This is a genomic window from Herbiconiux daphne (assembly GCF_024979295.1).
Classification (GTDB): Bacteria; Actinomycetota; Actinomycetes; order Actinomycetales; family Microbacteriaceae; genus Herbiconiux; species Herbiconiux daphnes.
Genome location: NZ_JANLCJ010000733.1, coordinates 1 through 541, shown reverse-complemented (window position 1 = coordinate 541; position 541 = coordinate 1). Strand labels below are relative to the sequence as shown.

The 541-nt window shown below is 44.9% G+C and carries 1 protein-coding gene; it reads left to right on the top strand.

The genetic code is table 11. The features are described from left to right. Positions 1-541, top strand: a 541-nt coding sequence (locus N1032_RS27400; RefSeq protein ID WP_259543870.1) for a hypothetical protein, incomplete at both ends; no start/stop codon positions are given.

Here is a 541-nt window from a genome sequence, read left to right as displayed (position 1 = left end):
ACCAAATGTGACACAGCAACAGAAGCAAAAGCGCAATTACTAAAACGCTTTCGCCCTATTCTCACCACATTTGCAAAGAAGCATAAAAATTTAGCTGGTGGCGAGTTATTTCGAAGCGCAAAGCGTATCGTCGGTTGTCCTGAATCCCCGTTTAAAACTGCCTCTTCTCTCCACCAGCTAAACCCCGAACAATTAAAAGAACTCTGTAGCAGGTTAGGCGTTAAATTTGAGCAGCGTAAAACCCGACAGCGTACAGGTGACAATCTCAAGCCCCCTATGATTATCTACCTGTACCACTTCCAGCGAATGAAGCCCCGCGCCACTGGCAAAGGCTTGCTGTCACTCGATAAGCTATGTTGCCTTCTTGAACTCCTGATTGACGTTGATGTGACCCCTTATGCAATCGCACGTTTAGCCGTTGAAGGTCACGCAACCAAAGCACTCGAACAACTGATTGAGTTGCTCAAAACTACAGATATTCAAATTCCAGATTTTAACGTAGTGGCATTCTTAATGAACTACAACAAAGACAGAGAAGTCG